This window comes from Hymenobacter sp. BT491 (assembly GCF_014349165.1).
Classification (GTDB): domain Bacteria; phylum Bacteroidota; class Bacteroidia; order Cytophagales; family Hymenobacteraceae; genus Hymenobacter; species Hymenobacter jejuensis.
On the sequence record NZ_JACSJJ010000012.1, the window covers coordinates 1 to 12475 of the forward strand.

The 12475-nt window shown below is 47.3% G+C and carries 10 protein-coding genes; 3 read left to right on the forward strand and 7 right to left on the reverse strand.

Annotated features, from left to right (window positions below; genetic code table 11):
- Positions 1-98: 98 nt before the first annotated feature.
- The 7 genes from H9I52_RS22560 to H9I52_RS22910 all read right to left on the reverse strand — a co-directional run bounded on the left by H9I52_RS22560 (position 99) and on the right by H9I52_RS22910 (position 8966).
- Positions 99-1577 carry a caspase domain-containing protein gene (locus H9I52_RS22560; protein ID WP_187455746.1) on the reverse strand — a complete coding sequence of 493 codons (1479 nt, stop codon included), beginning with the start codon at positions 1575-1577 and terminating at the stop codon, positions 99-101.
- 59 nt (positions 1578-1636) lie between these two features.
- Entirely contained in the window at positions 1637-2917 is a 1281-nt protein-coding gene (locus H9I52_RS22565) for a hypothetical protein (RefSeq protein WP_187455747.1), read from the reverse strand.
- 920 nt (positions 2918-3837) lie between these two features.
- Positions 3838-4359, reverse strand: coding sequence for a hypothetical protein (locus tag H9I52_RS22570; RefSeq protein ID WP_187455748.1), 522 nt, complete (start codon positions 4357-4359; stop codon positions 3838-3840).
- A 507-nt stretch (positions 4360-4866) separates the two neighbouring features.
- Positions 4867-6477 carry a S8 family peptidase gene (locus H9I52_RS22575; protein WP_187455749.1) on the reverse strand — a complete coding sequence of 537 codons (1611 nt, stop codon included), beginning with the start codon at positions 6475-6477 and terminating at the stop codon, positions 4867-4869.
- Between the two features lie 836 nt (positions 6478-7313).
- Positions 7314-8060 (reverse strand): transposase, encoded by a 747-nt coding sequence (locus H9I52_RS22900; RefSeq protein ID WP_222940616.1) that lies wholly within the window; start codon positions 8058-8060, stop codon positions 7314-7316.
- Between the two features lie 18 nt (positions 8061-8078).
- Positions 8079-8498, reverse strand: a complete 420-nt coding sequence (locus H9I52_RS22905) for a hypothetical protein (RefSeq protein WP_222940617.1) — start codon at positions 8496-8498, stop codon at positions 8079-8081.
- Between the two features lie 72 nt (positions 8499-8570).
- Positions 8571-8966, reverse strand: coding sequence for a transposase (locus H9I52_RS22910; RefSeq protein ID WP_222940618.1), 396 nt, complete (start codon positions 8964-8966; stop codon positions 8571-8573).
- A 513-nt stretch (positions 8967-9479) separates the two neighbouring features.
- Here H9I52_RS22910 and H9I52_RS22585 point away from each other — a divergent pair.
- From H9I52_RS22585 to H9I52_RS22915, 3 genes are all read left to right on the forward strand, one after another.
- Positions 9480-10469 (forward strand): IS110 family transposase, encoded by a 990-nt coding sequence (locus H9I52_RS22585; RefSeq protein ID WP_187455750.1) that lies wholly within the window; start codon positions 9480-9482, stop codon positions 10467-10469.
- A gap of 573 nt (positions 10470-11042) precedes the next feature.
- A complete protein-coding gene (locus H9I52_RS22590) occupies positions 11043-11792 on the forward strand; it encodes a recombinase family protein (RefSeq protein WP_316248074.1) in 750 nt (249 codons plus the stop codon).
- 298 nt (positions 11793-12090) lie between these two features.
- On the forward strand, positions 12091-12225 hold the full coding sequence (locus tag H9I52_RS22915; protein WP_222940619.1) for a DUF4113 domain-containing protein: 135 nt from the start codon (positions 12091-12093) through the stop codon (positions 12223-12225).
- Positions 12226-12475: the final 250 nt, after the last annotated feature.

The following is a 12475-nucleotide window of genomic DNA, read 5'->3' on the forward strand; positions in this document are numbered from 1 at the left end:
AAATTCATTTTAAATGTAACGCGTGCTAATTCGCATTAATGCGAATTAGCACGCGTTACATTTAAAATGAATTTTGTACTTATACTTTCGATACTTACTTATGGCTTACAGACAGACATTGGTAATGCCTTATCATATGAGCCAACAAGCAATGGGCGTTGTGGTAAAGCTTCTTTTTGAGTAGCAGCAAAGACCTGCTTCAAAATATAGTCGTGTATATCTACAATGGTTACAAATTCCCCGGCTTTCTTGGCTTTACAATCCTTAAGACCTTCTAATAAATAATTCGTGAAAATGCCATGACCATTAAATTCATATGAAGACTCATCAGGGCCTGCAGCTAACAAGTATGCAGTCCCTCTGCCAGATTCTTCAAGCTTTTTATAGTATAGTTCAACAGCTTCTTCATCTGTCAATAACTTCCCGCGAGGTGTTAGTACTTCTTTTTGTTGAGGCCAAGTTCCAGCATGGCATGCATCAGCAATAAGTAGTTTCCGACTAGCTTTCTTGCCGGTTAGTATTCTATTTAATTCTTCGTATAACAATGGGCCATTACTTGCACAGTAGTATCCTCTCCCACCATGACCAGCCATAAATATTATTATTATATCATTGTCTCCGGCTTTAGAAAATAGCCTTTCAGCTTCATTTAGTACATTGATTTCAGTCGCTTGATCATTAAGTAATAAAGCAACTTGCCCAGGGGGGACTTTGCCGCCTTTTGCTGACAACAAAAATTTATAATACTCAGAAGCATCGTTCATGCAAAATTCTAGATTTGGCATTCGAGAGCCTAAATAGCCTCTATAATCATTAACGCCAATACAAATCGCCCACACCTTCGCTGAAGCATCTCTTCCTCTTGGAACAAGGTTACCCCCACTATTTGTAATGTCAATTACATTAACCAAGAAGTTATCAAAGCTGTAACTACCCTTATTGAATTTAAGCCTATCTAAAGATATATCCCCTGCCAAGTCTAATTCTAATGCAGTAGAATCATTCACAAGTATAGACCACCTTGTTCCTGCTTTGTGAACACTAATTGTATTTTGTTTTTTTAACGTAGTCGAAATTCCGCCTCTAAAAAAAGAAGACCTCAAAGGATGACAATTGTTATTTTTTCTGAAATTAGTATTTAGTTTTTCTCCGCTTTTCGTAAAATACAGTTCATAGAAATCGCCTCCAGGACATCGTTTAGTAACATTATGGAGATCAAATAGCAGCGCGAAACCATTGCCATCTATATTATCATCCATACTTAAATCAAAACTCAAGTTCACTCTAGATGATTTATTAAAGATGTCTTTTATGCTCTTTGGCAAGTCGACCCAAGTCCACCTCCAATTTTCCTCATTATCATAGGGCATGTTACATATGTATTTGCCATTGATTATATTAGAAGTGTATGTATCATTATTGACTATATCCCAACCTTTACTATTAGTATTATTGTTAAATCTCTCAATAAAGACGGAGTCGACACCAAATTGTACGTGCTTTTCAGTTTCTGTTAATTGAGAAAAAGCCAAGTTTGATGTCAATGCAAAAAAGATAATTAGAATGATTTTAGCCATTGCGATATATGTTAATAAATCACGATTGAACTTTGCTTCATCTTCCAATTAATGATATTTTACAATCCTATTCCGCTAAAAGAAACTGTAATAAAACCGACTGGTTTAGCTTTATATGATATTATATCGTTTAAATCCTTAATGTTAGGAGGTAGAGGAGCATCGATACTACCTCCATTAGTCAGTCCGCTTGGAAACCTAGAATACCCATAGCCTAACCCCAACCTGAAAATATTTTTGAATGATAGCAACCCCAATGCATATAAATGATTAATTGCATTTGAATTCTTTGCCAAAAAATTATAGCCTAGCCCTACTGAGACTGACTTTTCTTTTACAGGACCAAAATTATGAATGTTCCATAAAAGCGCTGCACCAACATCTATAATAGGATCATTCTGCTCACCCTTTCGCACAACTCCGTTTTCCAAATAAAACCTAGGCACGCCTGAAGTCAAAGCTAGATTTGCAACAGGTATAAGTTCAAAAGTTTTTCGATCATAAATAGGATCAATAGTTGCGATATTAAATTTACCGACTTGTCTTTTGTGATTATCTTTATTTTTCGCAGTAATAACAAGTGTAATCTTTAACTTCTTGTCTCCCATAGTAACATAGTGAGTTATGAGGTCATTTTTAACATTGTTAACCATCGTTTTAATTAGAGTAGCCTTGCCTACATAACTAGAATTTAATTCACTAAGCGCTTGAAAAACCAAATCATTATTTATCTCTGCCTTTGCAGCCAATAATGAATCATTTAAGTTTTTTAGTAAATCGGGATCATTAAAGTGCCCAGCAGAACTCGATAAATCATTTATTTCCTTTTTTGCTAAAGGAAAACCTGCAGAAACAGGTGCTTTTCCTTCGACTTGATTTAATGATTCAGGAATGTCAGATTTAGCTATACTATTATTTGCAGTCTTGATATCGGTTATCAATCGTGTTATCAACCCCTTATAAATATCAAATTTTGAGCGCTCAGCGTCTCTTGCTACGAGTGCGTCAGATGGAGCTACTGGTTTCAGTAATGGACTAAGGGCTTTTAAAAGAACGCTGAAATCAGTTGGCAAGCTCTCTTGCTGTGTGTCTTCCTTGATTTCCTCTTGTTCGAACTCATAATCATAATGCAACAAATTTGGATTCAACACCTGAAAATAAATTACTTCACCTTTTCCCAGAACGATTCTCACACTAGGGGAGATTCCTTTTAAATCGCGATCAAGAAGCATCAGCTCCTTACTACTAGCATCTCCGTGGTAAATATTGATATTTTGACTCACCCCTGAAATGCATATAAGATTCATCAGGGATACACAAAGCACTACAAAGGATTTCATACTGCGCGCTACCATAATAGAAGTGTAATTTATTCACCTTAATGCATCCCATTCAACTCCCATATTTAAGTCCATTGACTTTGGGAACAGAGGCAGTAATAACGAATGTCTTGCTATATATAGCATCAGTGCTAACACTGAAATAAGGTATGGCAATCAACTATCAGTAGCTTTAGCTACGACCCAAGTGCTAGTGTGCTTGCTTTCCCACCATGGGTTTCAACTAGAGCTCTCCCTATAAGGCCATATATCTTGCCAATTTGGACCTAAGCCAACGTCAAAACTTGCCTTACGGCGCAGCAAAAAACAAAAACATCATTCGTGACATCCGAAAAGCACAGGCTGCCATAGTGTACTTGAGACGATAGTAACTTCAGCCGACCACTGGGAAAGCCTAGGCTTTGATTTAAGTCCAATCCATGAATTAGGTGCAACTACCACCAGCCCGTTCTGGATAAATAGGGCGGCAATGTGTGTAAAGCAAGATTCGAAAACCGAAATCGGGATGCGTTTATGTGTCCCGGATTGGGTGCTGTGTCAGGGCAAGGGCTGGTCTAGGTCGTAACCGAGGAACAGATGGGCACTCAGATGAAGATAGGCCAGTTTCAAGGGCTTCCAAGCCTAGGTGATGTTTTCCAAGTGCCCTACTAAGAGCATGACAAATACAGCCGAGCCGGATCTAATGAGGGCTGCCCACCAGCGTTGTAAAAAGGCGCAAAAAGAGGCCTGACAAAACTCAAACCGTTCGTCAGCAGCAGTCGCTGATAAGCGTGGCGGAGGCACCATTTCTACCAAGGAAATGTGAATCGGGTGAAAGCCAAGCATGCCCCAACACCACCAGAATCCCGCAATGAGGTGACTTCTGCGTTATCTATTCGGTCTATTGAATCTACTATTACAGTACCATATTATGAACCTGACTATTTTAGCTTTAGCCTAGAATTGGCTATTTCTATAATATCCTCTAGATTTTTTTGCGCATTATTTTGCTCTCTTTCGTCAACGGCGGCGTTGTCGGGTCTATAAGCCGCATTTGCATTTGCACCCTGGGGTGCTGGACCAGGATAAGCTTTTGCTATAGATACAACAGTTGCTGCCGCGCGAACAGTAGTATCAATTGCTTCGGCCTTCTTAATATCTTTAACATTATTGACATAGCCTAGAATAGAAGTCCAGAAACCGGAGCCACCGCTGGCTAGAAAACCGAGCGCCCATAAAAGCCCGATATCTGTATTCTTGCCTTTAAGTCCAGTATCAGATATAATCGGTAACACATTCATTTCTCGAGCAATATAGATAGTGAAGAATCCCGCACCCACGGCCAGAAATTGGAGCACGATTCGCCGCAATCCCTCTCTATTAGGACTAGGTTTTTCCGTTTTTAGCCATTCACCTATGAAGGGAACATTCTTTATTATTTCAACTAAGCGCTCAGCAGCCACGCTAAGCGAAACTAGTAGCGCGAGAAGGATGGAGATATACGGCATCTTAGCAGAAAGTACATTGGTGAAAGTATAAATGCAATGAGCATTAGTTTGATTACCTCTGGCGCTGGTATTCTCATGTCATGTATCCGCTCACTAAAAATTAACTGAAAGAAATTAGCATGATTTTTTTAATAGGTCATGCTTTGAGAAGGCCCACAATGAACTGAACCCGCTAATTATTTAATTTTTTATAATTCAATAATTGTATTTTGGTAAATATAGAAATATTATAATTTTGTTAGTTTATACATTGTCTTAAATTTATGATCACTTACTACTTCTACTTGCAAAAAATAAAATAAAAAACCAAAAGTTAAATATTATTTAATCAAAAAATTGTTATAATACTATCTAATTATAAAATTATAAATAAAAAGCTTTGATTTATCAACTTATCAAATGTTTGTGGTTTTTGCCATTCATCTAAGATTTGATACAAATTTAAATTATGATAATTTAAAGCTAAACTATGTTGTTGTTTAGAGCTGCATTGACTGCTTTTAAAGCGTTTATTCTTCCATAGCCCATTTGATTATTGTGCCCATTTTTGTAGACAACTTTCCCTGCTTTTTCAGCCGTATTTATAATAATCTCTCGAACTTGTGCCTCAGACAAATTGGGGTTGGCAGAAAGTACAAGGGCTGCTACGCCTGCCACAATAGGAGTTGCAGAAGATGTGCCATTAAAATCGGTGTAGTTTCCGTGAATATCATTAGCTTCATTATAGCCGTCAATGCCAACCATATCGACAGTGTAATTGTGTACACCCGGCGCTGCAATATCTACTTCAGGACCGAAATTTGAGCCCCACCAATACTCGCCGTCTTGGCTTGTTTTAGTTTTGGGCTCATCGTACTCGTTACTGGCAGAAACTGTGAGAACATTCGGCTGATCTCCAGGAAAATCCACAGGACCTGAGCTGTTGCCTGCTGCAATCACAATTATGCATCCCTTGCCATTTCTTCCTTGGGTGCGTGCATTTTCAAACTCGTTGATTACTGCAGTGGATGGGGCACCCCCGCCCCAGCTATTACTCAAGACATCAGCACCTTGCTGCCAGGCCCATTTTATAGCAGCTTTGATGGCACTTGGTGTAGTTATCCAATTACCTCCCTTTGTAGATGAATAAGCTAGGCGAACGGCCATAAGGGAACATCCCCCAGCTACTCCTTGCATACCGACTTCATTGCTCGGTACTGCTGCTGCTAGGCCAGCACAAGCAGTACCATGAGCATCCCATGGCATCGGGCTTTGGTCTGAGTCGTCTTCCGTCGCATCATAAGTCCCAATTATAGAATTTGCTAGATCAGGATGACGTAGATCGACTCCTTCATCTAGAATAGCTATGCTTATATCTTTGTTAGGGCTGATTAATTCCTTTGCTGCCAACGTTTGAGTAATTGCCAAGGCATATTGCTTGACAGCTAAAGGCTCCTGCGTTTTTCCAACTGCGTTATCAGCGGTTAATTCTTCTTTCGAGCGTTTACACCTACTAAAAGATTCCGTGCCGTTGGTTTCTCCTTCTTCTCTTACCGGCTTCAAGGGCGTATGCTTACCAATGGTAATAAAGTCCGGTTCAGCATAGCTTATCTCCGCAAGCTTGGCCAATCTAGTAACTGTATCAAGCGGATCAGCAGTTGCCGGCAACTGAATAAGGTATTCATTATTGTCTTCCCGAAGAACCTTGCCGTTGATATCAGCTATGATATTCTTCGCGCTAGCATTAGTTTGTGGGTGAAAACCAATCAGGATTCGATCCGAAGGAACAACTTGTGATGACCCTAACTTAAAAACTGGTACAGTCTTTTCTACTGTACTATCAGCATTGAGAGCATAGTGTGCCGAGGCTAGCGCCTTGTTTTCTAGCTGAGGCTTTGGTTGAGGAACATCAACCACAGTAATTTTTTCACCAGGAATCTCAATCCTATTTTCGAATTCACCGATTTCAGACTTCTCCCCAATTGAAGCCCTTCGCAATTCATGTGTTGAAGGTTCTTTAAATTGGACAGCAATTTTTTGCGGATTGACAGGCAACGAAATGACTTTGCCAGCAACGATGTACTTGAAATCCATGTAAAGAGGCTTTTGTTAAAGTACAGAGACTGTTACATATAAAATTATGGACCTGCGTTATCACGCATAAATGCCGAGCAAACTATTAGCGTCATTCAAAAGCTGTTTGACTTCAGTTTTTTATAATATTTGCGCTTTTAAGTGTTTCTTTTTAACCACCTTAGCTTTTTAAATCAAATGTATTCACAAACATAAAGTTGAACATTACTTTGATTTGGGCTATTATTTACATCAAAAAAATATTTGACAGCAAGCGGACATCTTTGCAAAGATGCGGCTATCAACCAGTGCTCTAAAGCAAATATCTCATCTTTGATTTAACTCATAAGTGGACGGCGGAGCATAGCTTTTGGGAGATTGTTGGGTATAGGTTTAATTGAATAAAAGGTGCGATAACTTATCAATCTTGAAATCAGTGGTAGCACTGAATTGTATATCATTTATTAACAAGAGTGGTATTGAATGTTGAATTTATATGGCCAGTTTTGAATTAAAGAGCATAAAATGACTATTGCAGAACTCGTAATCAATGGATGCTGATAGCGCGTAGCGTCAAACATGCAAGGTGATGTAACCTCTGTTTATGAGCACTACTAGTGGATATACTCGCCTATTGAGAAAAAACGAACTATAAAGGTTTAACCCGTGACCTAAACTGGATGACGAGTTATGTACTTAGCCATAGATGGGGTTCTTCTTCCAGAAGGGCTCCTACGGCTGGCGCAGGTGGACCCGCTGCACCGCCGACCCTTACGCCAGCCGTAGGAGCCCTTCTGGGCCGGTAAAATTCCTTAGCGTGTAAATCCGCCCCGTTGGATACTGTTGGCGAATTCGTTTCAAGCCATTGCTGGCGGAGTCAATAGTTGGAAGGCGGCCTGACGAGTCTGGGCTAACGGTACCTCGTTTACCCAGTTAATGATCCGCCACAGGTGTATCGCCGCGGCGATAAAGACGTGCTGCAAATGGGTTTTGGCCAGGCCCACGTAGCGCGAACGGCGCAGGCCAAAGCCCCGGACCCCTTGCGAGAGCGTGCCTTCGATGCCTGCTCGCTGATTATACAGAAAGGGCCCGGCCGCCTGGCTGTCGCGCGCCCGAGCTGCTTGTAAGGCTTGATAGGGGGCGTCGGCTCGCAGCTTAATGCCCCGGCGTTTCATGCGCGTGCACTGCGCGCGAACGGGGCAGGGTCCGCCCTGCTTCGTGGCGAACTTGATGAACACGCGAGGCTGGCCGTTTTCCAGCGTATGGCACCAGGAGTGCGACGTATGCCCCTGGGGACAAGGGGCTTGCTGCGCGTCCCAATCCACCTGGAAATCCGCTGCCGCGTACCCCCGCCCCGCTAACGCCTGCCATTTCTGGTCTTTGCGAGCGGGCCCGACTAAGTCTACCTGATGGAGTTGCTGACTCTGGACCAGCCGTTCGGCGCTCACATAGGCGGTGTCGACCAACTGCTGCGACGGCAGTAACGACTGGTCCGCTAATGCTTGCTGAAGCTGCGGCAAGGTAGTCGAGTCCGCCTCGGTGCTGACGGTCGTGGCGACCTGCGTGATCAAATGCGGGTGATCCTGCTCGCAGGTGTCCGTCAAATGCACTTTATAGCCCACCTACGTCGTGGTGCGTTTGCGACTAAAACGCGCCTCTACATCGTAAGGAGAGCGGATGAGCTGTGCCGAAGGCGGCAACTCGTCCTGATTCTCCACGCGCCAGCGGAGCTGGCCGTCCACCACGCGAAACTGTTGGAGCCAGACGCGGCGCAGGATGTCCACCGCTGGCAGCTGCCATAGCCCAGCGGCTTGGTCATCCCGCTCTATTTGCTCCAGGAGCCACCAGCCGTCCTGACCGACTTGCTGCGCGTAGGCTATCCGCTGGGGTGTGGTGTGCGGCAGGCGGTACTCCTCGGCGCGGGGACCGTACCGGGCAGCCCATTCCGGTTGCAGACGAGTGGTCAACCAATCGGGCAAGAGGGTAGCCAAGCGGTTGAGCGTAAAGCGCATGGTCTCTCCCACGCACTCTAATCGGTTCATGTCCCGGACACGCGCCAGCACATGGGTCGAATCCGTTCGCTGGTTGCCCCTGGCTTTCAGCCACTGGTGATCCTAGCAACACGTCAGCAGATGCGTGAGCAGGCGGTCCTCAGCCTTGCCGGCCACCAACCGCTGGCGGAATTCCGAGAGGATCCTAAAGGCAAATCCGGGATCGGTCAGCTCTAAACCCAGTAGATACTTCCCCTCAATGCGACTGCGCACCGCATCGGCCGCTTGTCGGTCCGAGAGGTTTTCGGCGAATTGCAGCAACGTTACCAGCGCCAACTGCCAGGGCGCCTGGGCTGCTTGTCCGCGTGGCGGAAACAGGTCGGCAAAGAGGGCGTCGTCATACAGCGTGCCCAGGGTATCGCGCAACGGCAGGTAGCAATTGCCGCGGGGGAAAGCCGCCTGCGCTACCTGGCGCGTTTGGAGCGGAACAGGCGTGCTGGGTTGGGGGTGTAAGCTCATGAGCAGAAGCGATTAAGAGGCCTCTGAAAATAGCTTTTCTACCCTAAAACGAATTCGCCAACAGTATCCTTTTAGAAGAAGAACCCCCGCAACAGCTCTTGCCCAAGCCTTTATGCTAGGTGGGTGCAGAATTGCATGTTCTTTGCTTCGGCAACCTGGGATCGCGGTACGAAGCGGGAAAGGAAGCTGCCCGTTTCCCGCGATGGCAGCGACTGGCAGTGGTTGCTTTCCTGTAATTTAGTCGCTGCACCAACAAGCGGTCGCTCGCCTGTCCCTGGCCAGCACTTGGTTATCCTATGTTCGCCTAGCTACCGTAAAGGGGCTACTGAAAAGGAAAAGAGAGGCGTAAGATTCCTTGGTTATGGAGGTTCGAACTCGTTTATCATGACAATCCCCTCTCTTTTCCGGGGCTACTTTGGACAGTTCCATAAGGCCCGAGAGCCTGAATTAGGATAGCAAAAGATTCCCTGGAAGTCCTTTTTCGTCGTTGAGTTTCCTCTACCACCATCGGTTATGGCTACGCAACCTCCTGTATCTGTTGTCGGCATTGATGTGAGCAAAGCCTCCCTTGCCATCTGTTACCAAGTCGGTGAACAGGTCAAACACCTGGAAGTCAGCAACACCAAAACCGGTTTTCAACAACTGGTGAAGGCTTGTGGCGCCCAGTGCTTGTTTGTGATGGAGGCCACCGGCACCTACAATCTAGCCTTAGCTTATTACCTGCACGAGCAGGGCGGGCAGGTAGCGGTGCTCAATCCCTTGGTCATTCGACGCTTTATTCAGATGCACTTGGGAAAAGGCAAGAGTGACCGAAAGGACGCGCAATGGCTCTTGCGCTATGGCCAGCAGCAACCCGTGAAAGTCTGGGAACCGGAGGAAAAGCTGTTAGTTGAGTGTCGGCAACTCGAGCAAGTAAATGAGCAACTGCTCAAGCAGAAAACCATGGTCAGTAATGCCTTGGAGGCGCTGCAGCAACAGCCACAGATCAGCAAGCTGGCCGTAAAGCCCCTGCAATACACCTTGAAAGCCTTAACCCAGCAACTAGAAGCGGTAGAAGCCGCGCTGTTAACGCTCTTGGAACAGCGTTTTGCCCGGGAAGTGGCATTACTGTGCTCGATCCCGGGGCTTGGGCGCAAGACCGCCGGCCTGTTGCTGTTGTTTGCGGGTGGCTTTACCCGCCTGGAGAACTACCGTCAGTTGATTGCCCTGGCCGGCCTCTCACCCCGGGAGCACTCCTCAGGCAGCAGTGTTCGCGGCAAAGTGCGCATCACCAAGATGGGTGGCGGTTTGATCCGGGCCAAGCTGTTCATGTGCAGCTTCGCGGCCAAGAAAACCAACGCCGCCTGCGCCGCCCTGTTTGACCGACTCGTAGCGAAAGGCAAAAACAAGAAGCTCGCGCTCATTGCCGTCTGCAACAAGCTGCTCAAACAGGCCTTTGCCATCGTCAAATCGGGTGTGCCCTACCAAGCAGACTTTACCTCAAAACTGGCCCTCAACCCTTGACTTTTAACACAGTTCATGATAATGCTCAATTATAGAAAGCAAGCGGGCTACACCAGGTCCCCTTTTCCGGGATTAGTCGTCACAGGCAACCGAGCAGGACCATGGCCCCCTAGCTAGCAATTCGAGCCCACCTCTGTCGTGCACACAGTAGCCGGGGGTAGCCCGGCGAAAGGATAGAAATGGTAAGCCCCTCTCCTACTTAACTGAGGTGTAGCAGAGGGGCCTGCAACTCAATTGCACTTTACTGAAAAATATTGCACCTAATTATTAAGTAGCCAATATCCACTCGTAAATATGCAAACTGGCTACTTACTTTAACATTATTAAGATTTATATGATTATTCCTACTAGTATAAAAAGGCAATTTTATACTTTGTGTTATTACAAGTCCTAATTGCACATTACTTTTATCCTGTACAGGTGTTGAACGTCCGTTTAACAACTGTACAGGGAAACGCCATTTCCTTTATCTTTGACGAATCTCTTCTCCCTAAGCATATATACATTTAACTATATTAAAGGAGCGTCGGGCCAGTAAGGGAATCGGACGGGGCCGACGCCCCGTTTACCCGGGTGCCCTCCGCCCTTACCTTCTCAGCTCACTTACACTCTATATTAAGGATGCGTACCTACGTCGCGTACTACCGGGTCAGCACGGCCCGCCAAGGGGCCTCGGGTCTGGGCTTGGAAGCCCAGCAGGCGGCCGTGCAGACCTTCGCCCAGGATGGGCTCATTCTGCAGGCATTCACGGAGGTAGAAAGCGGCAAGCAGAACCAGCGGATCAAACTGCTCGAAGCCATTGCCGTGGCCAAGGCCGCGAAGGCCACCTTGCTCATTGCCAAGCTCGACCGGCTGAGCCGCAACGCGGGCTTCATCTTCGCCCTGCGCGATAGCGGGGTGGACTTCACCTGCTGCGACATCCCCGATGCCAACTCCCTCACGGTGGGCTTGTTCGCCATTCTGGCCCAGCACGAGCGCGAGACTATCTCCACCCGCACCAAGGATGCGCTCCGGGCCAAGAAGGCGCGCGGGGCTACGCTGGGTACGCCGGCCAACCTGACCGATGCGGCCCGGGAGAAGAGCATCCAGGTCCGGCAACAGAAGCGCCAGCAGGAGCCCGCCCTGCGGCAAGCCCTGAGTTTGATTACGCTGCTGCACGCGCAGGGGGTCGCCTATGCGGCCATCGCCCGCCGCCTGACCGCAGCCGGGTTTACCACGTTAAAAGGCAAGTCCTACTCCCACGTGCAGGTCCAGCGCCTGCTTATGTACGCGCAAGCCGACCAGGACCGGGCCCATGGGGCGAGCCCGCCGTCCGCCAAGTGACCGCACCCGGGGGCGCTCGACCTACGGCCCAGGGGGGGCGGGACAGACCATTGACCTGATCTGCCGCTCCACTCGCCTCCATACCGTCCCGCAGTACGGAAGCGAAGGCACTGGGGAATGCGGCACCTCCCCTGCTGTTTTTCTCCGCAAAAGCGGCTACGGGCTGGAGCTTCCCCTATTTCTGCTGACCATCCTCCCGCTGCCCATAGCCCCGAGTGACACGGGAGAGCGGGCGCGCTACGTCCAGGCCGCGCTGAAAAAACCCTGGCAGCCGGGTCAGCGCTTCACTAAGGCCGGCGTGATCCTCGACGGGCTGGAGCTCGCCGGGCAAACCCAACTGACGTTATTTGAGGCCGCGCCTGTCTCGGAACAGCGCATCCGCCTCATGGCCGAGTTGGACGCGCTCAACCGCCGCTTTGGCAAAGGCACGTAAAGCTTGCGGCCGCGCCTTGGCTCTTGGCCAGCATGTAGCTCCCTGGTCTTCTTATAGCAGCGGGGGGATAAAATTACGCTAAGCCGTTTCCAGCGGCTTTCGCAGGCGGCGCAGCCCGTTGGGCTGCACCTCCACTTGGCTAGGAAAGGAGTACTTACCCAGGCGGTTGATGTGCTCGTCGCGGTCTGGCGGCCGTGTCCCGGCAGGCGTTCCGCGACGAGGACATTGCTGCGGCGGGTTCGGCACCGGC

Coding starts and splice junctions, on each gene's coding strand:
- H9I52_RS22910 (WP_222940618.1), bottom strand. CDS start 8,966: ATGAGCTTACACCCCCAACCCAGCACGCCTGTTCCGCTCCAAACGCGC.
- H9I52_RS22905 (WP_222940617.1), bottom strand. CDS start 8,498: ATGAACCGATTAGAGTGCGTGGGAGAGACCATGCGCTTTACGCTCAAC.
- H9I52_RS22560 (WP_187455746.1), bottom strand. CDS start 1,577: ATGGCTAAAATCATTCTAATTATCTTTTTTGCATTGACATCAAACTTG.
- H9I52_RS22585 (WP_187455750.1), top strand. CDS start 9,480: ATGGCTACGCAACCTCCTGTATCTGTTGTCGGCATTGATGTGAGCAAA.
- H9I52_RS22565 (WP_187455747.1), bottom strand. CDS start 2,917: ATGAAATCCTTTGTAGTGCTTTGTGTATCCCTGATGAATCTTATATGC.
- H9I52_RS22575 (WP_187455749.1), bottom strand. CDS start 6,477: ATGGATTTCAAGTACATCGTTGCTGGCAAAGTCATTTCGTTGCCTGTC.